We start from the raw sequence: 287 nt of genomic DNA on the forward strand, positions 1-287 counted from the left end.
GGAGCAGGTAGGCAGGACGCCCGATCATGTAGCAGTAGTTTTTGAAGATGTTCATTTGACTTATCAGGAACTTAATGATCGATCGAATCAGTTGGGTGGTTATCTGCGGGAGCATTATGATATCCATTCAGATGATTTGTTAGGAATCAAGCTAGAGCGAAGTGAGGATATGATTGTTGGTATATTGGGGATCTTGAAATCCGGGGCTGCTTATGTTCCTATAGACCCTAACTATCCTCAGGAAAGGATTGATTATATGATAAGTGATAGTCAATGTAAGGTAGTTT

At 40.8% G+C, this 287-nt stretch carries 1 protein-coding gene; it reads left to right on the forward strand.

Translation table 11 applies throughout. The features are described 5' to 3' along the window. Nucleotides 1–287 (forward strand): AMP-binding protein (locus SB724_RS19795; RefSeq protein WP_410572505.1); only part of this gene is annotated, 287 nt, incomplete at both ends.

Source organism: Bacillus sp. SIMBA_031 (assembly GCF_046535225.1).
Taxonomy (GTDB): domain Bacteria; phylum Bacillota; class Bacilli; order Bacillales; family Bacillaceae; genus Bacillus; species Bacillus velezensis.